At 65.1% G+C, this 20,354-nt stretch carries 17 protein-coding genes and 1 riboswitch; of the genes, 8 read left to right on the forward strand and 9 right to left on the reverse strand.

Annotated features, from left to right (window positions below):
- Positions 1 to 2: 2 nt before the first annotated feature.
- Positions 3 to 812: an ABC transporter substrate-binding protein gene (locus AC07R0_RS13685; protein WP_495105222.1), complete on the forward strand. Its 810-nt coding sequence runs from the start codon at positions 3 to 5 to the stop codon at positions 810 to 812.
- Complete coding sequence (locus AC07R0_RS13690; protein ID WP_495105223.1) at positions 812 to 3,340, forward strand: PAS domain S-box protein; 2,529 nt, start codon at positions 812 to 814, stop codon at positions 3,338 to 3,340. Before AC07R0_RS13685 ends, AC07R0_RS13690 begins: the two co-directional genes overlap by 1 nt.
- 221 nt (positions 3,341 to 3,561) lie before the next feature.
- On the opposite strand, the gene AC07R0_RS13695 is transcribed toward AC07R0_RS13690, so the two are convergent.
- The 6 genes from AC07R0_RS13695 to AC07R0_RS13720 all read right to left on the reverse strand — a co-directional run bounded on the left by AC07R0_RS13695 (position 3,562) and on the right by AC07R0_RS13720 (position 9,415).
- Positions 3,562 to 4,209 carry an ABC transporter ATP-binding protein gene (locus AC07R0_RS13695; protein WP_495105224.1) on the reverse strand — a complete coding sequence of 216 codons (648 nt, stop codon included), beginning with the start codon at positions 4,207 to 4,209 and terminating at the stop codon, positions 3,562 to 3,564.
- The gene (miaA, locus tag AC07R0_RS13700; protein ID WP_495105225.1) at positions 4,206 to 5,189 is read right to left on the reverse strand and encodes a tRNA (adenosine(37)-N6)-dimethylallyltransferase MiaA; all 984 of its coding nucleotides are present in this window, start codon (positions 5,187 to 5,189) and stop codon (positions 4,206 to 4,208) included. The genes AC07R0_RS13695 and miaA overlap by 4 nt, the downstream gene beginning before the upstream one ends.
- A gap of 21 nt (positions 5,190 to 5,210) precedes the next feature.
- Positions 5,211 to 6,182 carry a CapA family protein gene (locus AC07R0_RS13705; RefSeq protein WP_495074437.1) on the reverse strand — a complete coding sequence of 324 codons (972 nt, stop codon included), beginning with the start codon at positions 6,180 to 6,182 and terminating at the stop codon, positions 5,211 to 5,213.
- The gene (locus tag AC07R0_RS13710; RefSeq protein WP_495105226.1) at positions 6,182 to 6,577 is read right to left on the reverse strand and encodes a hypothetical protein; all 396 of its coding nucleotides are present in this window, start codon (positions 6,575 to 6,577) and stop codon (positions 6,182 to 6,184) included. Before AC07R0_RS13710 ends, AC07R0_RS13705 begins: the two co-directional genes overlap by 1 nt.
- Positions 6,578 to 6,579: 2 nt before the next feature.
- The gene (gene mutL, locus AC07R0_RS13715; protein WP_495105227.1) at positions 6,580 to 8,529 is read right to left on the reverse strand and encodes a DNA mismatch repair endonuclease MutL; all 1,950 of its coding nucleotides are present in this window, start codon (positions 8,527 to 8,529) and stop codon (positions 6,580 to 6,582) included.
- Between the two features lie 67 nt (positions 8,530 to 8,596).
- Positions 8,597 to 9,415 (reverse strand): cysteine hydrolase family protein, encoded by an 819-nt coding sequence (locus tag AC07R0_RS13720; protein WP_495099906.1) that lies wholly within the window; start codon positions 9,413 to 9,415, stop codon positions 8,597 to 8,599.
- A 45-nt stretch (positions 9,416 to 9,460) separates the two neighbouring features.
- Between AC07R0_RS13720 and AC07R0_RS13725 the strand changes: the two genes are divergently transcribed.
- The 6 genes from AC07R0_RS13725 to AC07R0_RS13750 all read left to right on the forward strand — a co-directional run bounded on the left by AC07R0_RS13725 (position 9,461) and on the right by AC07R0_RS13750 (position 14,326).
- Positions 9,461 to 10,105, forward strand: a complete 645-nt coding sequence (locus AC07R0_RS13725; protein ID WP_495074433.1) for a VTT domain-containing protein — start codon at positions 9,461 to 9,463, stop codon at positions 10,103 to 10,105.
- Between the two features lie 133 nt (positions 10,106 to 10,238).
- Positions 10,239 to 10,336, forward strand: a riboswitch (TPP riboswitch).
- A gap of 38 nt (positions 10,337 to 10,374) precedes the next feature.
- A complete protein-coding gene (locus AC07R0_RS13730) occupies positions 10,375 to 11,415 on the forward strand; it encodes a thiamine ABC transporter substrate-binding protein (protein ID WP_495105228.1) in 1,041 nt (346 codons plus the stop codon).
- Positions 11,416 to 12,999, forward strand: coding sequence for an ABC transporter permease (locus AC07R0_RS13735; RefSeq protein ID WP_495105229.1), 1,584 nt, complete (start codon positions 11,416 to 11,418; stop codon positions 12,997 to 12,999).
- The gene (locus AC07R0_RS13740) at positions 12,992 to 13,636 is read left to right on the forward strand and encodes an ABC transporter ATP-binding protein (protein ID WP_495105230.1); all 645 of its coding nucleotides are present in this window, start codon (positions 12,992 to 12,994) and stop codon (positions 13,634 to 13,636) included. Before AC07R0_RS13735 ends, AC07R0_RS13740 begins: the two co-directional genes overlap by 8 nt.
- A gap of 256 nt (positions 13,637 to 13,892) precedes the next feature.
- The gene (locus AC07R0_RS13745; RefSeq protein WP_495074429.1) at positions 13,893 to 14,057 is read left to right on the forward strand and encodes a hypothetical protein; all 165 of its coding nucleotides are present in this window, start codon (positions 13,893 to 13,895) and stop codon (positions 14,055 to 14,057) included.
- 62 nt (positions 14,058 to 14,119) lie between these two features.
- Positions 14,120 to 14,326 (forward strand): hypothetical protein, encoded by a 207-nt coding sequence (locus AC07R0_RS13750; RefSeq protein ID WP_495074428.1) that lies wholly within the window; start codon positions 14,120 to 14,122, stop codon positions 14,324 to 14,326.
- Positions 14,327 to 14,425: 99 nt separating this feature from the next.
- On the opposite strand, the gene AC07R0_RS13755 is transcribed toward AC07R0_RS13750, so the two are convergent.
- The 3 genes from AC07R0_RS13755 to AC07R0_RS13765 form a co-directional block, all read right to left on the reverse strand.
- The gene (locus AC07R0_RS13755; protein WP_495105231.1) at positions 14,426 to 16,144 is read right to left on the reverse strand and encodes a cation:proton antiporter domain-containing protein; all 1,719 of its coding nucleotides are present in this window, start codon (positions 16,142 to 16,144) and stop codon (positions 14,426 to 14,428) included.
- Positions 16,134 to 17,450: a leucine-rich repeat domain-containing protein gene (locus AC07R0_RS13760; RefSeq protein ID WP_495105232.1), complete on the reverse strand. Its 1,317-nt coding sequence runs from the start codon at positions 17,448 to 17,450 to the stop codon at positions 16,134 to 16,136. Before AC07R0_RS13760 ends, AC07R0_RS13755 begins: the two co-directional genes overlap by 11 nt.
- Before the next feature lie 103 nt (positions 17,451 to 17,553).
- Positions 17,554 to 20,325, reverse strand: coding sequence for an EAL domain-containing protein (locus tag AC07R0_RS13765; protein WP_495105233.1), 2,772 nt, complete (start codon positions 20,323 to 20,325; stop codon positions 17,554 to 17,556).
- Positions 20,326 to 20,354 lie beyond the last annotated feature (29 nt).

Raw genomic sequence — 20,354 nt, forward strand, 5'->3', positions numbered from 1 at the left:
CTATGCGTCGTATTTGTTTCCAGCGGATTCTGAGATTGGCTCTGGTGGCTGGTCTGAGCCTGGCTTGGATGGCCAGTCCCTGGGCCGGCACGGTGGTGGAGCGGGTCAGATCCAGCGGCAAGATACGGGTTTGCATCTGGCCCGAATACTATGGCGTGAGCCATCGCAACCCGAATACCCAGCAGCTCCAGGGTATCGACATCGACCTGTCCGCCGAGCTGGGCCGCGACCTGAAGCTGCGCGTGGAGTATGTGGACTCTTCCTTTTCCACTCTGGTGCAAGACCTGCTGCAGGACCGCTGCGACGTAGCCATGTTTGCCGTGGGCATGCTGCCCCAGCGCCTGCAACAACTGAGGTTTACCCAGCCCTACCTGCAAAGCGATATTTACGCCGTCAGTACCCAGAGCAACCGCACGGTGCGCCAATGGGCCGACATCGACAAGCCCGGCGTACTGGTTGGCGTACAGGCGGGCACCTTCATGGAGCCGGTGATGATTGAAAGCCTGAAAGCGGCGCAGGTTGTTTCCATTGCCCCGCCGACCACCCGCGAACGCGAGCTGGAGGCTGGCCGGGTGGACGTGTTCATGACCGACTACGCCTACAGCCGACGCCTGCTGGACAACGCCGACTGGGCCCGCCTGATTGCCCCGCCCAAGCCCTTTCACGTGGTGCCCTATGGCTATGCGGTTAAACCGGGTGACCCCGTCTGGCTGGCGCAGCTGAATGCATTTGTCACCCGCATCAAACACGATGGCCGGCTGAGCGCCGCGGCGGCTCGGCATGGTCTGTCGCCCATCGTGGTGCCTGGCTGATGTCCGTCATTTTGGCGTCTGCCGCTGCGTCAGCTCCCTCGTCACGCAAGGCAGGCCGCCGCCTGTCCAGCAATGTGGTGCTGGCCGCTGGTGTGTCGCTGACGTTGATGACCTGGCTGCTGCTGTGTTTGCTGGGCTGGTACGAATACCAGGAGGTGGTGCAAGGCTTCCAGGACCGGGGCGAGCTGCAGGCCCGCGTGCTGGAGGACCAGGCCACGCGCTCGGTGGAAACCGTGTCCGTGGCCTTGGGCTACCTGGCGGCAGAGACGGCGAATACCGACGCCATGGGTAGCACTGACAGAAGCAATGCCCTTTTGTCCCAGGCCCTGGCCGGACTGCCGCTCGTGCGCTCACTGGCTGTGGTGGATGCAAGCGGCGTGGTACAGGCCAGCAGCGTGCGCGGAGACGTGGGCCTACATATCGCGCTGGATCGGCTGGGTACCCTGCCCACGCAGGGCCAGGAAAAGCTAGGCGGCTTTGTCGCAGGCCGCAGCCTGGCCGCCCTTGCTGGGCGGGACGCGGCGCCTTCAACTGGTGTCGGCTTTATTCCCCTGGTGCGTGCGCAGCAACACAACCGCTCACGCCAGCTTCTGTACCTGGTGGCGCTGATGAATGCGGATGCGTTCTCCAACTTTCAGCTGCTGACGTTGGACAATCCGCAAAACGCGGCCTATCTGCTGAGCTACCAGGGCAGCGTGCTGGCCAGCAGCGGCACGCTGGCGCCGGCCACCTCGCTGGCCCAGCACCCGGTTTTTAGCCATTACCTGCCCGCGATCGAGCATGCCAACTATGTGGGTGAGGGCGCCGTGCCGCAGCGGCAGGTAGTGTCGTTTCGCCTGTCCAAAGGTCGGCCGCTGGTGGTTTTGGTTGAGCAGCCCTATGCCAGCGTGGTGGCCGAATGGGTCAAGACCATGCGCTCGTTTGCCGTGGTGGCGGTGTTTACCAGTCTGTTTCTGGGCTATATGACCTGGGCGGCGCGGCGTAGTCTGCGCGCCCGGGAGAACGCCTATGTCCAGCTAGGGCTGGCGCGCCGCGAGGCAGTGCACCGCGAGCGCGAGCTGCAGGTTCTGGTGAAGAGCGTGCAGGAGCTGATCTTCCGCACCGACACCCGGGGCATCATCACCTACACCAATGAACGCTGGCTGGCCCTGCGTGGCGACGTGACGCAGACCACGCTGTCAAAGACCCTGGCCGAGGTAGTTGAGCCTAGCGACCGGGAGGCCGTGCAGGCCCTGTTCACGCTACAGGGCGACAGCGGTGTGCGCACTACCACCGCCAGCATCCGTACGGTGGACGGCATGGCCCGGCGGCTGGACTTTGCCGTGGTGCCGCTGCGCAGCAAGTCAGAGATCGTCGGTTTCGCCGGCAGCGCGGTGGATGTGTCGGAGCGCTATTTTGCCGAGCAGGCCCTGAAGCACCAGCTGGCGTTTGTGGGCACCCTGCTGGAGATCAGCCCCACGCCGGTGGCCACCTTCAACCAGCGGGGCCAGTACACCAGCGTCAACCGCGCCTGGGAGGAGTTCACCGGCCACGCACGGCAGAAGGTGGTGGGGCAGTACCCCGAGGCTTTTATGCCACCCAGCGAGGCCGCTCTGGTGCGCGAGCGGGATTCCCAGCTATGGCGCGAAGGCGGCACCGTACGTTACGAGATCAAGGTACAGCACCGGGATGGCAGCCGCCGCGACGTGGTGGTGAACAAGGTGCTGGTGCCCGGCTCGGGCGACGGCGGCGCCAGCCTGCTCAGCAGCATGATGGACGTGAGCGAGTTCCGCCAGGCCGAGCGCGCCACCCGTGAGGCGCGCGAGGCGGCGGAAGAAGCCTCGCGTGCCAAGTCGGAGTTCATCGCCAACATCAGCCATGAGCTGCGTACGCCGCTGCAGTCCATCCTGGGCTTTTCGGAGCTGGGCGTGATGCGCGGGCGCGAGAACCCCAAGCTGCAAGGCATGTTCAGCGACATCCACGCCTCGGGCGTGCGCATGCTGGCGCTGGTGAATGATTTGCTGGACGTGTCGAAGATCGAAAGCTCGGTAGGCGGCATCAACCTGGAACGGGCCGATCTGCGCGGCCTGGTGCACGCCGTGCTGCACGAGCTCAGCCCCCTGCTGCAGGCCAAGCATGTGCTGACCGTGGTGGAGCTGGGCGAGCGCCCGCTGATCGCCAAGGTGGACCCGGTGCGCTTCCAGCAGGTGGTGCGCAATATCGCGGCCAACGCCATCAAATTCTCGCCCGTCTGGAGCGAAATCGTGGTGCAAGGCAAGATCACCGAAGACCGCCGCATCTGCATCAGCGTGCGCGACCACGGTGCGGGCGTGCCGCCGGCCGAGCTGGAAAAGATCTTCGACGCCTTTGTGCAGTCCAGCAGCAGCAAGGACGGCTCGGGCGGCACCGGCCTGGGCTTGACGATCTGCAAGAAGATCATCGAAGCCCACGAGGGCAGCGTGGTGGCCGGCAATATGCCCGATGGCGGCGCCATCTTCTCCATTTACCTGCCCGCACGCCAAAGCCTGCACGCTGAAACGACTTTCTAAGCTCACCCCCAGGCTACAGTGCTTCGCACTTTTCGCCCCCCCCCTCGCATCGGCTTCTAAAAGTCGATGCGACACGCAGGGGGCAACACCAGCAGCCTGGCAAAGCCAGTTCTGCGGTGTTTCTGGACGGCCTGCGTTCTGTCTATAGACTTGGCTTGGAGTTATTTTGCTATTGAATAAATAGCTGCTTGCGTAGGTTCTATCTGCGCTAGTGGCCTTTTTTATTCGGATATACCGTCGACCCGCAGATGCAGCACACGGTCGGCCCGCGCCGCTGCAGACTCCGAATGGGTGACCAGCACCAGAGACGCACCCTGGGCCCGGGTCTGGGCCAGCAGCGCATCCATTACCTTGGCGGCGGTGGTGGGGTCCAGGTTGCCGGTGGGTTCGTCGGCCAGCAGCAGGGCCGGGCGGTGCACCAGGGCACGGGCAATCGCCACGCGCTGCAGCTGGCCGCCGCTGAGCTGCTGCGGCAGCCGTGCGCCCAGGCCACCCAGGCCCACGGCTTCCAGCAGACTTTCCACCCGCGTCGCATCGTTCTGGCCCAGCAGCATCAGCGGCAAGGCCACGTTTTGCGCCACGTCCAGATGTGGCAGTACATGGAAGGCCTGGAACACAAAGCCCACCTGCTGGCGCCGCAACAGGGCGCGCTGGTCGTTGCCTAGCGTGCCCAGGTCAGTCCCGGCGATATGTACCGTGCCACTGTCCCAGCTGTCTAGCCCGGCCATGCAGTTCAGCAGCGTGGATTTGCCCACGCCAGATTCACCGACGATGGCGACAAACTCGCCTGGCGCCACGCGCAGCGACACATTGGTGAAGACCGTGCTGTCGCCATAGCGCTTGGCCAGGCCATTGATGACCAGGCTCATACCGCCTGCTCCACGATGTCGAGTACCTGCTGCAAAGCGTCTGGCGCCTCGCAGGCCACGATGCGCCGCTGCGGCATGGAGCGCAGCCAGGTGATCTGCCGCTTGGCCAGTTGGCGGGTGGCGAAGATGCCTTTGTCGCGCAGCTCAGCCATGGGCCAGAGTCCATCCAAGGCCTCCCAGGCCTGGCGGTAGCCCACGCAGCGCATGCTGGGCAAATCCAGGTGCAGGTCACCGCGCGCACGCAGGGCCTGCACCTCGTCCAGAAAGCCACCGGCCAGCATCTGCTCAAAGCGCAGGGCGATGCGCGCATGCAGCCAGGCGCGGTCCAGAGGTTCCAAAGAAATAAGGGTTGTAGCGCAGGTTCTATCTGCGCTGGCAGCTGCGTTTTTTGTAGCATGAAAGCTGGACAAAGGCTGACCGGAGATGCGGTATACCTCCAGCGCACGCTGTATGCGCTGGCCGTCCAGCGGCTGCAGCCGGGCGGCGGTGATAGGGTCGACCAGGGCCAGCTGGGCGTGCAGTGTGGGCCAGCCGTACGCGGCGGCTTCAGCCTCCAGTCCGGCGCGGATGGCGGGGTTGGCGGTGGGCATGGGGTCTATGCCGTCAAACAGCGCCTTGAAGTACAGCATGGTGCCGCCCACCAGCAGCGGCAGCTTGCCGCGCGCGGTGATGTCGGCCAGCAGGCGTTCGGCATCCACCACGAATTCGGCCGCGCTATAGGCCTGCAGCGGGTCGCGGATGTTGATCAGGTGGTGCGGCACCTGGGCCAGCTCGGCTGCCGTGGGCTTGGCCGTGCCTATGTCCATGCCCTGGTAGACCAGCGCGGAATCGACGCTGATGATCTCCACCGGCATGCGTTGCGCAATCGCCAGTGCGGCGGCGGTTTTACCCGAGGCCGTGGGGCCTGCCAGGGCGATGCAGCGGGGAAGAGGGGTGGGGGCGGTTGGTGTGGCGGAGAGGGAGGCAGACGGCGCAGACATGCGCCGGAGGCTACCAGAAAGTCAGCAGTGGCTTATCTTGGCGCTGCCACGGCGCCCACAGGGCGTGGCCAGGCTGGTGTCGGGGCTGGGCGTGCCGTCGGCGTCCATGCGTACGGCCACGGTGTTCCAGCTGCGAATGCCTTGCTTGTCCACGCTCAGACGCAGCAGCCAACCCAGCTTGGCGGCGGGCAGTTCGAAGCCGTCAAACACCAGATTGCCCAGGCTCCAGATCACCGGCTTGCCCAGCACCACATCGGCGCCCTGGGTGACGTGCGGGTGGCTGCCCACCACGGCATCGGCGCCGGCCTGGACCATCAGCCTGGCCAGTTGGCGCTGGCGCTGGCTGGGCTCGGGTTCGCGCTCCCAGCCCCAGTGCATGAAGGGGATGACCACGTCGGCGCCAGCGGCCTTGGCGGCGCGGATATCGGCCACCACCAGGCTGTCTTCGCTCCAGGCCACGCCGGGCCAGTTGGCACCGGCCTCGAAAGAGCGGGGTTTGAATTCGTCGTAGCCCAGCACGGCGATGCGCAGGCCGTTCTTTTCAATCCAGTAGGGCTTGTGCGCTTCGACCAGGTTCGCACCGCCACCGAAGCCGGCGATATCTGCGCTGCGCAGATGCGCCAGCGTTTCCATGAAGGCTTCGCGGCCAAAGTCGCCGCTGTGGTTGTTGGCCACCGACATCGCGGTGAAGCGGCCCTTGAGCACATTTACCGTGTTTGGCTGGGCGCGGAAGGTGTAGATCTTGTTGTCCAGCGGCGTACCGGTGGTGGTGGCGGCAACCGAGGTTTCGAGGTTGCCTATGGCCACGTCGGCCGCCTGCAGGATGGGGGCGATGGCTGCCAGCGGGTCGCCGCCGGCGGCGATCAGGCGACCGGGGCCGTCGTCCAGCATGACATCGCCGCCGAACAGCAGCTCGACTTTTTTCGATTCAGCGGGCGCGGCAAAGCCCAGCAGGGGGACGCAGAGCAGCGCGGCGAGCAAGGTATGTTTCATCATTTCTTCCAGCCGCACCAGTATTGCAATTCACCGTCGCGTATGGGCTCATACACGCGCTGCAGGCCGGTGAAACCATACGGCCCTGGCGCTGGTGGCGGCGGATACAGGTAGTCGGCTTGGTGCAGCATCACCGCGCCCTGCGGCGGGTCGCGGTCGGCATAGGTATAGAGCTTGATGGCGGCCAGCCCGGGTGGCTGGCGTTCAAACACCAAGCGGAACATGAAATACGAGCCGATGGAGGTCGGTGCGACGGTGTAGGGCGTGGCTGCGGGCTGGGCTGAAATGATCTGCGTCTCGCCACCGTAGCTGACGTGGCAGTCCACGCTTTCGGCCTGGGCAGACTTGGAAAACTGGCATGCCAGCAGCGCCAGCAACAGGAGTGTGCGCTGCATGGTCATCGGCCGCGCATGAACAAGGTGTCCAGCTCTTTCACTGTGATTTGTCGCCATGTGGGGCGCCCATGGTTGCATTGGTCGGATCGTTCGGTAGTTTCCATCTGGCGCAGTAGGGCGTTCATTTCGTCCAGGGTCAGGCGGCGGTTGGCGCGCACGGCGCCGTGGCAGGCCATGGTGCCTAGCAGTTCGTTGTGCGCGCGTTGGATCACGGTGCTGGCTTCATGTTGTGCCAGCTCTGCAAGCACGCCACGTGCCAGTTCGGTCGCGTCGCCCTGCACCAGGCTAGTGGGCACGGCACGCACGGCCAGGGTCTTGGGCGAGAACGGGCTGATCTCCAGGCCCAGCGTGGCCAGTGTGTCTACATGGGCTTCGGCGGTGGCGACTTCTTGCGGCGTGGCGGCGAAGGTGACCGGGATCAGCAGAGGCTGGCTGCTGATGCGCGCATGCTCTGTGTTCGCCAGCTGGGCCTTGAGCCGCTCGTAGACGATGCGCTCGTGCGCCGCGTGCATGTCCACCACCACCAGGCCCTGGCTGTTTTCGGCCAGGATATAGATGCCTTGCAACTGGGCGATGGCGCGGCCCAGTGGCCAGGCCTCGTTGGGCTGGTCCGGCTGGGTGGTGGGGGCGCTGGCCGCGGCAACCGGGGCTGCGGTGGGTGTAGCGGCGTATGCATGGGCTACAGGGCTGGGCACGGGCGCCGCAACGGTCGTGGTCACCGGCCACAGGGCTTCGAAGTCCGACACCTTGTGCGGCGTGGGTGCTGCGAAATAGATAGCTGCTTGCGCAGATAATACCTGCGCTGGAGCCTTGTTTTGTATAAATTCTTGCGGCGGGCTGGTGGCGGGTGTTGTGGCGCTCGCTGCTGCGGCTACTGCAGCAGCGGCTGCGCGCGGTGCCGCCAAGGCTGCATCCACGGCGCGGCGCACGGCCTGGTGGACTTCACGGCTGTCGCGGAAGCGCACCTCGATCTTGGTGGGGTGCACGTTTACGTCCACCCGGGTCGGGTCGATCTCCACATACAGCGCATACACCGGCTGGCGCTGGCCGTGCAGCACGTCTTCGTAGGCGCTGCGGGCGGCGTGGGTGATGACCTTGTCGCGCACAAAGCGGCCGTTGACGTAGGCAAACTGCTGGTCGGGCCGGGCCCGCGCCGCGTCGGGAATGCCGACCCGGCCCCAGACGCGCACGGCCTGGCCGCCGTCGTCGCGCATAGAGCTGCGGTGGTCTACCGCCACCGAGCGCTCGGTGAAGTCATCGCCCAGTACGTCGCGCAGGCGCTCGGACAGCGCGTCGATGCTGTGGGGTGCAGGGCAGGCGCGCCATTGTTCGACCAGCTTGCCCTCGTGCCAGATGGCAAAGCCTACGTCGGGCCGGGCCAACGCATGGCGGCGCACGGCTTCCACGCAGTGGGCCAGCTCGGTGGCATCGGTCTTCAAGAACTTGCGGCGGGCCGGGGTGCTGAAGAACAGCTCTTTCACTTCTACCGTGGTGCCGGTGCTGCGCGCCACGGGCTTCAGTTCGCCGCTGCGGCCGTCCAGCAGAAATGCATTCGATTGGCCGCTAGCGCGCGAGGCGATTGCCATGTCAGCTATGGAGTTGATAGCGGCCAGGGCTTCGCCACGAAAACCCATGGTGCCTACGGATTCCAGCTCATGCAGGTCGCGGATCTTGCTGGTGGCGTGGCGCTTCAGGGCGATGGGCAGCTCTTCCATCGGGATGCCTCCGCCATCGTCTTCCACCGCAATCAGCCGCACGCCGCCGGCCAGCAGGCGCAGCGTGATCTGCGTGGCGCCGGCGTCCAGCGCGTTGTCGACCAGCTCGCGCACCACGGATGCCGGGCGCTCCACCACTTCGCCTGCGGCGATCTGGCTGATGAGTTCATCGGGCAGCTCGCGGATGACGCGGCGGGGACTGGGGGACAGCAGGGGGGGGGGGATGGGGGCGTTCACCGGGTGATTTTAGAGGGCGCCGCAGATCGGCCGCAGTCACTGCGCGACCTGAGGGGCGCTGGCGGGCTTATAGCCACAAGTCCTGGCTGCTAGCCAGTTCCAGTCCGCGCCTTTGCATGTCCTGCAAAAACATTTCGTGCTGCAGCTGGAAGCCGCCCACCGGGCTCATGCAGTCGGTCAGCAGCACGATGCGCTGGGGTTTGTGGCGGGCCAGGTGGTCCACGATGTGCTCGGTGGTGGCGCGCACGCAGTGGCTGCTGGCCTCGCCGGCAATCAGCAGGGTGTCGGCCTGGTCCATGGCGGCCATCAGCGTGTGGTTCAGGCCGGTGGCCTCGTCCTGCGCATCGGGCACCTCGGCCATGACCGCGCTGTAGTGTTCGGTCCAGGGGTTGCTGCCCTTGCTGAGCTTGGTGACGCTACGGCCCTGCTGGTCTTCCCAGGCGTTGTAGGCGGCGTGCACATCGGCGTGTACGTTGTGGCCCCAGGTGCCGATCTCGCAGTGCACCGGCCAGACCATCAGGGTGTAGCGGCCGCGCGCTTCCAGTGCATCCAGGTAGGCCAGGCTGCGGCCCAGGTGGGCGGGGTCGCGCGGCCGATACAGGCCGGCGTTCACATCCGCCGCCGTGATGGTGGTGAAGGGAGTGACGGCGCTGCCGTCGCCTTGCAGCCAGAAGGTGGGGTGGGCGATGTCCAGCCGGTGGTGCGAGTCCAGCGTAATGGTGATGTCGGTCAGCCGGGCCGCATATTCGCGGATGAAGGCTGCCAGCCGCTGCATGTCGGCATGGGCGCCGGTGACCGGCAGGGCAGGGCTGCCGCCGGCACCTGGGGGGAGATCGCAAAAATCGTTCTGGGGGTCGATGATGAGCAGATGGGTGTGGCGTGTCATGGCTGTCTTCCGTTTGTCTTGCGATGCTGGCGATAATCGGTGCCCATGGACATTCTCATGCAACTTCTCGACTTCATTCTGCACGTGGACAAGCACCTGCAGGCTTTTGTAAGCAATTACGGCTTGTGGGTTTACGCCCTGCTGTTTCTGATTATTTTTGTGGAGACCGGCGTTGTTGTGATGCCGTTCCTGCCGGGGGACTCGCTGCTGTTCGTGGTGGGCGCCATGTGCGGTGTGGGGCTGATGTCCTATCCGCTGTCGGTCGGGCTGCTGCTGGCCGCGGCGATTTTGGGCAACCAGAGCAATTACGCCATCGGCCGTTATTTAGGCCCCAAGGTATTCCAGTGGGAAGATTCGCGCTTTTTCAACAAGAAGGCCTTCAACCAGGCCCATGCGTTTTACGAGCGCTATGGCGGCCTGACCCTGGTGGCTGCACGCTTTATGCCGTTCCTGCGCACTTTCGCGCCGTTTGTGGCGGGCGTGGCGGTGATGAATCGGGCCAAGTTTGTGTTTTTTGACGTGCTGGGGGGCGTGCTGTGGGTGGTGGGCATCGTCACCATCGGCTACTTCTTTGGCAATTTTCCCTGGGTCAAGCAGAACCTGGACAAGATCATCTGGGCCATGATTCTGGTACCCACGGCCCTGGTTGCCATCGGCGCCCTGAAGGGCCGTATGACCGCCAAGGCTTAGTATTCCACTTGCCTAAAAAATAGGCGCTGTAAGCTTTGTCTTTGTAAATCAATGGCTTAGCCTGCATATACAAACGCTTGCCCGGGTTATCCACAAGTTTGTCCAGCGCCAGCAGGGAGAACTCTACAATCCCACGCTTCACCGGGGGTGCCTGCTTTGAAGCGGGCTGAGAAATACCCCACACACCTGATCTGGGTCATGCCAGCGTAGGGAGCGTGATGGGGCTGCGGCCTTCCATGCGACCCGCGCCGGCGCATTGAAAGGCAAGCATGTTCCACCGCCGCGCTACTAGTACACGCCGTACGTTCACTTGGGCCGCCACCGCGCTGGCCGCACTCTGCACCTTCCCTGCCCTGGCTGCCGACAAGGAGCTGCGTGTGCTGGTGCACAGCTCTTTTGATCTGCCCAAGCCCTTGCTGGCCCAGTTCGAGGCCGATGCCGGCGTCAAGCTCAGCCTGATCAAGGCCGGGGATGCGGGTGAAATGCTGAACAAGCTGATACTGACCCGCGCGCAGCCCATTGCCGACGTGGTGTTTGGCCTGGACAACGCGCTGGTGGCCAAGGCCCAGGCCGCCAAGGTGCTGGAGCCCGTGAGCTATACCCAGGGCTCGCCGGTGACACAGGTGGGCACGAATGTGGTGGCGGTGGACTATGGTTTCGTCACGCTGAATTTCGACAAGGCCGCCTTCGCCAAGAGCGGCCTGGCCTTGCCCAAGACGCTGGAGGATTTGACCCAGCCGGCCTACCGTAACCTGCTGGTGGTGCCCAACCCCGCCACCTCCAGCCCCGGCTACGCTTTCTTGCTGGCTACCGTGGCCGGCATGGGCGAGGAGAAAGCCTTTGACTGGTGGGGCCGCATGCGTGCCAATGGCGTGAAGGTGGTGAAGGGCTGGACCGAGGCCTACTACACCGAATTCAGCCGCAACGGCGGCAGCCGCCCGCTGGTGGTCAGCTACGCCACCAGCCCGGCGGCCGAGGTGTTCTACAGCAAGGAAAAGATCAGCGAATCGCCCACCGCCAACCTGTTCCTCAAAGGCGGCGTGTTCCGCCAGGTCGAAGGTGTGGCCTTGGTCGCGGGTGGCGGGCAGCGCGAAGCCGCCGCCAAGTTCATCCGCTTCATGCGCGCTGGTACGGTGCAGCAAGCCCTGCAAACCAGCATGTGGATGTATCCGGTGGAAGCCCACACGCCCCTGGCCGACGTGATGCGCCATGCAGTTGAGCCTACCGCGTTTGAAAGTCTGCCCGCCGAGACCATCGCCGACAAGGGCCCGGCCTGGGTCGCGCGCTGGACCCAAGTTGTACTGAAATAAATGGCGATCACACGCCGCCAGAGTTTGCTGGCAGCGCTGCCGCTGCTGTGCCTGGCGGTGCTGCTGGTGGCACCCGTGCTGCGGCTGGGGTTTGAAGGTTTTTGGGGGGAGCTGGCCACTGGACCCACGCCGTCGCTTTGGGCGGTATGGACCGACCCGTATCTGCGCTGGCGCGTGCTGTGGTCGCTTTTGCAGGCGGGCGCCACCTGTGTCGCCGCTTTGCTGCTGGGCTTGCCCGTGGCCTGGGTGCTGGCGCGTTGGGAGTTTGCCGGGCGCCGCCTGGTATTGCGCCTGCTGATGCTGCCGTTCGTGGTGCCCACCCTGGTGGCGGCAGTGGGCGTGCTGGCGCTGTGGGGGCCGCGTGGTTTGTTGAGCAATGCCTTGGGACTGGAGCTACAGGACTCGCCCTGGCTGCTGCTGTATGGCAATCTGTTTTTTAATCTGTGCGTGGTGGTGCGGGCTGGGGTGGAGGCGCTGGAGCAGGTCAATGCCCAGCGTGTGGCCGCCGCGCGCAGCCTGGGTGCCAGCCCGTGGCGGGCCTTCTGGCGGGTCGAGTGGCCGGCAATCGCACCCTGGCTGGCGTCCAGCCTGTGCATGGTGTTCTTGTATTGCTTTGCCGGTTTTGGCCTGGCCCTGGTGTTGGGGGGCCAGCGCTATGCGACGGTGGAGGTGGAGATCTACAGCCTGGTCGCGCACGAGCTGCAGCTGGCCCCGGCGAGCTTGCTGGCGCTGTGGATGCTGCTGCTGACTGGCGCCGTGGCCTGGGGCTATGCCGCCATTGAAAAGCGCCTGGCCGTGCCCGGCCGTGTGCAGCCCATCGCGCGTCGCCGTCCCAATCGACCCGTACATTGGCTGGGCGTGTGGGGCGCATGTGCGGTGCTGGTTTTTTTCTGCGCTGCACCTATCGCGGCGATTCTGTGGCGCGCGGTGCACGCGGGCTGGCAGATCTGGGCCGTGCTGCTGGAGGCCGATACCCTGGTCGCGCTGTGGAACACCTTACGCTTTTCGGCTGTGGCGCTGTTACTGGCCAGCGTGCTGGGGCTGTTGCATGCGCTGGCGGCACAGCAGTCGCTGGCGATGCGCGCGGCGGCCTTTTTACCGTTTGTGGTGTCGCCCATCACCGTGGCCTTTGGCCTGTTGTTGCTGTACCCGCAGTGGACTGCCAGTCTGGCGCTGCTGCTGTGCGCCTATGCCGTGCTGGCTTACCCCTTTGTCGCCAAGTCCCTGGCAGCCGCATTGGACAGCCTGCCCGCGCATGTGTCCCAGGCGGCGCGCAGCCTGGGGGCCAGCCCCTGGCGGCTGTTCTGGCGTGTCACGCTGCCGCTGGTCGCACCCGCGTTGCGCCGCGGCATGGCATTTGCAGCCGCCACGGCGCTCGGCGAGTTTGCGGTCACCCTTTTTCTATCTCGCCCAGAATGGGCCACGCTGACTACCCTGGTTTACCAACGCCTGGGGCGGCCCGGTGCAGCCAATGGCGACGCGGCGCTAGTGCTGGCCTGCCTGCTGATGGCGCTGGCCTTGGCGGCGTTTGCGTTGATCGAAGGCCCGCGACGGGCGGAACCCACCCATCCTCCCCATGCTTGAACTGCGATCCATCACCAAACATTACGGCTCTCGACTGCTGGCCGACCAGCTCAGCCTGCAGGTGGCCGAGGGCGAAATCGTGGCCCTGCTGGGCCCGTCCGGCAGTGGCAAAAGTACGCTTTTGAAAATAGCGGCCGGGTTGGAGGAGGCCGAGTCCGGCAGCGTCTGGTTCGATACGCAGGACATCACCCGACTGCCACCCGAGCGGCGCGGCTTCGCCTTGATGTTCCAGGACTTTGCGCTGTTCCCGCACCTGGACGTGCGTGACAACGTGGCTTTCGGCTTGGTGGAGCAACGGGTGAAAAAAGCCGAGGCCCGCCAGCGCGCCGAGGCCATGCTGGCGCGTTTCGGCCTGGCCAGCCACGCCCGGCAGCACGTGTGGACCTTGTCGGGCGGTGAGCAGCAGCGTGTGGCCCTGGCCCGCGCACTCATCACCGCGCCGCGCGCCTTGCTGTTGGACGAGCCGTTTTCCGCGCTGGATGCGGCCCTGCGCCAAAGCCTGCAGGCTGAGTTTCGTCAGCGCATCTTCGAGGCCGGTATGGCAGCCGTGTTGGTAACGCACGACGAGGGCGAAGCCCGTGCCATGGCCACACGTGGCCTGCGCCTGGTGGACGGGCGTCTGCAGAGGCTTTGGTAGTTGCTATTGATTCAATAGCTGACTGCAGAGCATCTATCTGCGCTATCGGGCATTTCACCACTGGTTTTTAAGTGCCTTGCAGGCCGGATCTAGGCGGCGTTGGGTGCGGCTGTGTGTTGCCGGCCATGCACCTAAGTGTGACTTATCGCAAACAAACTCGGCTCATGCGCACATATTCGTGCACGAGCGCACCCACTTTGTGCGATACTAGGGTTAACCCTAGAAAGGGTAAACCTCTAAATTTGGAGTTCTAGCTATGAACATCGCTCTCTTCTTTTTGTTGTCCGCTCGGCGTGCTGCCCAGGCAATTGGCCGTAGTTTTGAACAGCACGAATCCAGCGATGTTGAGAGCTATCTCAGCAAATCCCAGTCGCTAGCCGACCTGGAATCCCGCCAGCGGGACTGGCTGCAGTCTCACTAAACCACCACGGCCGCTGTGCCGGCAGGCCCCCCCAAGGGTCTGAAACATTCAGGATATTTACCATGCAAGTTCTGTTCTTTTTGAAATCTTTGTTCACCGTCGCTGCTGCCACGTTTGTTCCAGGCGAGCGCGTCAATTTGGTGCGTCGCGGCAGCATCTTGCGTACCGACGGTTATGTGATCGCCCAGACCGACAAGGGCGTGTTGGTGGAATGGCCACGCGCCGGCACCGGCTTCGTCAATTCTTCGGAACTGACCGCCATCGTCTGAATCCAGCCGCCGTCTGCTTGACGGCGCTATGGAATAAATAGCTGCTAGCGCATGCAGAATGTGCGCTAGCAGCTATTTATTTGTCTTTTTTCCGGCGCTTTATGCGTGGCTGGGCGTTGCAGTCTTGCCAAACCGTTCCAGCACATGCCTGCCCATGCTATGGGCCAGCTCGTCTTCACCCAGGAAGACACGGCCGATCTTTTCCTGCTGCAGCAGTTCGGCCTCGGTTTCGTTGTGGGTACGCACCACGGTTTCTATCGCAGGGTTGAGCATGCGGGCGTTCTCCACCATCTGGCGCACATTGAAGGCGTCGGGCGTGGCCACCACCAGCATGCTGGCGTGGGCAATGTGCGCCTGTACCAGTACGGCAGCATCGGCCGCGTCGCCAGATACGGCGGTCAGGCCGCTGGCGCGCAATTGCTCCACACGTTCGCGGTTTTGCTCGACCACCACAAACGGGATGCCCTGCACACCCAGCTCCACAGCCAGACGCTTGCCAACCCGGCCATAGCCCACCAGCACGACCTGGCGCGACAGGTATTTCTCATGTGTGTCCATGGGCAGCTCGGCCAGATGGTCGGTGCTGCGTGCGAACCGCTGCTTGAGCGACGGGTGGGCTTCCACCCACTGCTCCAGCCAGTCCGCGCCCTTGAACACCAGTGGGTTGACGGCGATGGACAGCAGGGCACCGGCCAGTATCAGGCTCTGGCCCTCGGGCCGCAGTAGCCCCAGGCTGGCCCCCAGACCGGCCAGGATGAAGGAGAACTCGCCAATCTGCCCCAGGCTGGCGGACACGTTCAGCGCCGTGTTCAGCGGGTAGCGGAACACCAGCACCAGAGCTGCAGCGGCAATCGACTTGCCCACGATGATGATGGCCAGCACCGCCAGGACTTGTAGCGGCTGCTGCACCAGCACCATCGGGTCGAACAGCATGCCCACTGACACAAAGAACAGCACGGCAAACGCTTCGCGCAGCGGCAGCGAGTCCTCGGCGGCGCGGTGGCTGAACTCCGACTCGCGCATCACCATGCCCGCAAAGAAGGCGCCCAGCGCGAACGACACGCCGAACAGCGTGGCCGCGCCATAGGCGATGCTGACGGCAGCAGCGATCACGCACAGGGTGAACAGCTCGCGCGAACCGGTGCGCGCCACCAGCCACAGCAGCTTGGGGAACACGCGCCGGCCCACCACCAGCATCAGGCCGACAAAGGCCGATACCTTCAGCAGCGTCAGCCCCAGGCTGAGCCACAGATTGCCACCACCGCCGTGGCCGTCGCCGGGCACGGTGCCACCCAAAGCGCCAGCCAGCGGGGGCAGAAGCACCAGCACCAGCACCATGGCCAGGTCTTCCACCACCAGCCAACCCACGGCGATCTTGCCGTTCATCGAATCCAGCGCGCCGCGCGACTCCAGCGCGCGCAACAGCACCACGGTGCTGGCCACCGATAGCGCCAGGCCAAATACCAGGGCCTCGCCCATGGGCCAGCCCCAGAAATGCGCCACACCTGCGCCCATGGCTGTGGCCACAGCGATCTGCAGTATCGCGCCGGGCAGGGCGATCTTGCGCACCGACATCAGGTCGTCCAATGAGAAATGCATGCCTACCCCAAACATCAACAGCATCACGCCGATCTCGGCCAGCTCGGCGGCGATCTGGCCGTCGGCCACGAAGCCGGGTGTGAACGGACCGATCAACACCCCGGCCAGCAGATAGCCGACCAGTGCGGGCAGCTTCACCCGCACGGCCAGAAAGCCGAACACCAGGGCCAGTCCGAGCGCCGTGGCTATGGTGGTGATCAAGGGGGTGCTATGCAACATCTACGGGTTCCTTCAGGGTGTTGAGTGACAGCAGGCACTGCACGATGGGGGTGAAAAGAGGGCGTAGCGCGGGCTGGGGCTGCAGGCAGCTGTCGCGCAACGCGGTCAAGGTAGCTATTGCCGGACTGTCGGCGTGGGCCAGAAGTTCCTCCAGCAGGCAGCCAAAGGCGCGTACCTCCAGGCGTTGCAGGGCTTGGGACAGGCTTGTGTCGGCGGGCAGGAAGGTTGCGGCACCCATATCGCCCAGCAGGCAATTGCCGTCTGCATCGCACTGCAGGTTATGGGCGTACAGGTCGCCGTGCAGCAGGCCTCGGCCGTGCAGGTACTCGGCGGCGCGGGCTACGCCGAGGGCGATGCGCAGGATTTTGTTCAGTGTGAACTGCGTGCCCGCCGGGTACACATCGCGGGTACAGCTCTGCAGGCTGGGCGGTCCGGCCAGAGTGCTGAAATGCTGCGGTATGTATTCCAGCACCAGGCCGGCCGTGCCATCCGGGTGCCCGGCCAGCGGGCCAGCCACTGGAATGATGTGCGGGTGTGCGCCAGCGGCCAGGCAGGCTGCCATTTCGCTGTGCGGCCAACCGTCGCTGGTGACCGCGCCCTTGAACAGCTTGACGGCCACCGTGCGCGGGGTCGCGTGGTCGTGCAGCTCGGCCTGGTGGATCACGCCAGAGGCACCTTCGCCCAGCACGTGCTGCAGGCGCAGTTGCTCCCAATCGATAGGCAGGGCCGACGAGGGGGCGCGTTCGGCATCCAGCGGATTGCCGGCATAGGCCAGCCAGGCCAGGCGGGGTAGCTCCAGCAGCCAGTCGGGTAGGGCGGTCAGCTGATTGGCCGAGATGCGTACCAGCTCCAGTTGTCGGCAGCGCGCCAGCTCGGGCGGCAGCTGCCGCAGCCGGTTGCCGGCCAGCATGAGCTTTTGCAGCTGGCCGCACTGGCCTATGGCTGCGGGCAGGCTGTCGATCTGGTTGTCGGTCAGGATCAGCCAGCGCAGGCTGGACGGCAAAGCCGAGGCCGGCACCTGGCGGATCTGGTTAGATTTGAAGCCCACCATCTGCAGGCTGTTGCACTGGCCCAGTACGGCGGGTAGCTCGGTAAAGGGGTTGTTGGAGCAGAACAGTACGCGCAGGCGGTGCAGCCGGTGCAGATCGTCGGGTAACTGGGTCAGCGCGTTGCCTGACAGATTGAGTATCTGCAGGCTGTCGGCCAGGTCAAATATTTCGCGCGGAAACTCGGTCAAACCGCAGGACAGGTCCAGCCGTTCTATGCCTTGCAGCTGGCCCGCGCGCAGTTGGGAATAGGTGTCCATGGGGTCATGCATCACCCTATTGTCGGTGCAGTGCCGCGGGGGGCGGCATCTGGGGGTTATCTGTTTGAAATGGCTGTGATGCAGGTATATTGTGCGCAAGCAGCTATTTATTCGATAGCAGGCCGGTGGCCACGTGCAGTGGCTGCGGATAGCCGAACCAGTAGCCCTGGGCGATGTCACATTGCTTGGCGATCAGTATCTGGTTTTGTTCTTCGGTCTCCACGCCTTCGGCCACCACTTTCAGGCCCAGGCCATGGGCTAGGGCGATGGTGGCGCGCACGATGGCGGCGTCGCCCTTGTCGGTGGCGATGTCCATCACAAAGCTGCGGTCGATCTTCAGCTCGTCTATCGGGAAGCGTTTCAGGTAGGCCAATGAGGAATAGCCGGTGCCGAAGTCGTCCACTGCCAAGCCTACGCCCAGCGCACGGATTTCATGCAGCAGGCTGATGACCTGGTCGGCATCGGCCATGGCCGTGGTTTCGGTGATTTCCAGCCGCAGCATGTGCGGCGGGATGCCCGTCTCTTGCAAGGCCAGGCGGACCACCTGGACGATGTCGCGGTTCATGCACTGGCGTGCCGAAACGTTCACCGCCAGCGGTACCGCCGGCAGGCCGGCACGCAGCCACAGCGCGACCTGGCGCGCGGCCTGCAGCACGGCCCAGGCGCCCATGTCTACGATCAAATCGGACTCTTCGGCCACGCCAATGAATTCGCCGGGCATGACCAGTTGTTCGGGGGTGCGCTGCCAGCGCATCAGCGCCTCCATGCCGACCAGCCGCCTGTCGTTCAGCGTGAACTGGGGCTGGTAGTGCAGCACGAACAGGCCGTCGCGCAGACTGCGGCGCAGGTCGATCTCCAGCGCCAGGCGGTTGTGCATGCGGCTGTTCATGTCGTTGGACCAGAACTGGAAGCAGGCCCGCGGTTGCTCCTTGGCGCGGTACATGGCCATGTCGGCTTTGGACAGCAGGTCTTCCAGGTCCGATCCGTCCTGCGGAGCCAGCACCACGCCCACGCTGCCCGAGCTGGGTAGGCGTGCGTGGTTGAAGTCGGCGCCCAGCTCGATGTCGCGCGCCAGCGCGTCCACCACCTTGGCGGCGGCGCTGGCGGCGCCCTCGTGGCCGTCTACATCCTCCAGCAGCATGACGAATTCGTCGCCGCCCCAGCGGGCGACGGTGTCGGTATCGCGGCACATGCTCAGCAGGCGCTGGGCCAGGATCTTCAGCACCTGGTCGCCAGTGCGGTGGCCCATGCTGTCGTTGATGTGCTTGAAGCGGTCCAGATCCAGAAACAGAATCGCCGTGCTTCCGCCGCGCCGCTGCGCGCGCGACAAAGCCAGTGCCAGGCGCTCGTGCAGGGTGCCGCGGTTGGGCAGGCCGGTCAGTTCGTCATGGCTGGCGGCGTAGTCCAGCTTGCGGGCGGCGGCCACGGCGTCGGTGACGTCAGAAAACACCAGCACTGCGCCGTCCAGATGCCCTTCCGGGCTGGACAGTGGGCTGGCTGTGGCTCGTAGTGCCCGCATGCCGCTGGCCCCGTGCAGGCTCAACAGCTGGGGCACATGTATGCGCTGGCGCGTTTCCAGGCAGGTTTGCACGGCCTGGCGCAGATGGGCCTGGCTGTCCTGGGTGAGCGGGTAGGTGCTGAGCAAGGGTTGGCCTTGCAAGTCTTGTTCGCCTGCTTGCAGCAGGGCTGCGGGGTTGGCAAAGCGCACGCAGCCGTCGTGGGCATTGATGGTGACGACGGCTTCGTCCAGCGCCTGCAGGGTGGCCTGGGCATGTTGGCGGGCACGCTGCAGACGCCGGTTGGCGGCTTGCAACTGGCCCGCGACCCAGACCAGCAGCGCCGCCGCTAGTGCCAGCTGGGCCATGGCTGGAGGTAGCCAGACCTGGGCCGTGCGCAGCAGTACGGCACTGCACAGCAAGGGTAGCAATAACAGGCTGCTGGCCAGCAGGGCACGCCGGCCGGAGTGCCGGGGCCAGGCCGCCAGGCTGCTGAGCATCAGCACGGAAAACAGCATGGTGGCCAGCAGCGAGGCGCGTTGTATCAGCCCATGGCTTTCCAGCGCCGCGTAGGCTTTGGCATGGAGCACCACCGACGGCAGAGTGCTTTGGCGGCCCGCCAGCGGGCTGACCAGCTCGCCGCCCAGGCCGCTGGCGGTCAGGCCGATGAAGGCCACGCGGTCATGCACCTCGGACAATAGCTGCGGGTTGTGTAGCGCCGCCGCAAAAGACACGGTGGGCAGGTCCGGCACACGCGGTAGCAAGGCTTCCTGGGCGCGGACCCAGGTGGTTTGTGGCTTGAATGCCGGAGCCGGGGCACTGCTGGCGGCTTGTTGCACCGCCAGCGCCAGGGCGGGCCAAACCGCATCACCGTTGCCAGCGTACAGAAACAGGCTGCGCGAAGCGCCGTCGGTGTCGATTTCCACGTCCACATGGCCCAGGCTGGAGGTGGTCAGCGCCCCGCCCAGCGCAGGCAGCAGAGGCTGCGGGCCCATGCCGCCATCGGCCTGCTGGCTGGGCGCCACGGCCAGCACCACATGGCCGTAGCGTTGGATGGCTTCGGCCAGCGCGGCGTCGCTGCCCGGGTGTTCGGTGTCTGGCTCGGAAAACAGAATGCCTATGCCCACGGCGCTGGCACCCGCCTCGTGCAGGCGGTTGACCATGTCGGCATGTACCGAGCGCGGCCAGGGCCAGCGGCCCAGCTCGGCCAGGCTGGCGTCGTCAATCGCCACCACCACCGGCGGCCGTGCCGGCAGAGCTTGTACGGGTAGTAGCAAGTCGTAACTGAGCAGGTCCAGGCGACGCACGCTGCTGGGCTGCAGCCAGGCCAGCAGCAGAATCGCCAGCAGACCTGCCCCCCACCAGCCGTGGCGCAGCATGGCCCGCCTCCAGCGCTGCCGGGGTGGGC

It is taken from the genome of Rhodoferax sp. GW821-FHT07F03, from assembly GCF_059418745.1.